We start from the raw sequence: 261 nt of genomic DNA on the forward strand, positions 1-261 counted from the left end.
CAGATATTTATATTTTAAATCAACATCAGTTCTTCCCGCTCCAACTGAAGAGTGGAAATAATCATTTAATGATTTATCTAAAGTTTCATTATCTAAAGTAACCTGAGCGATCAAGCTGTCAACCGATTTTTTAAGATAGCCCGGCGTTGCGATATCCCCTTTTTTCGGGAAAATAACGAAACCTTGAGACATACTCTGTTTTGGATAATTTAATGAGAAAAATCCTTCATCTCCTTCTACAAGACTAAAATTATTCTTCGT

At 33.7% G+C, this 261-nt stretch carries 1 pseudogene; it reads right to left on the reverse strand.

Features of this window, described 5'->3' with window-relative positions:
- Positions 1-261, reverse strand: a pseudogene (locus SCA31_RS24030) (VWA domain-containing protein); the annotation flags it as partial.

The sequence above is a fragment of the Chryseobacterium sp. SIMBA_028 genome, assembly GCF_046535285.1.
In the GTDB taxonomy this organism is placed as follows: Bacteria; Bacteroidota; Bacteroidia; order Flavobacteriales; family Weeksellaceae; genus Chryseobacterium.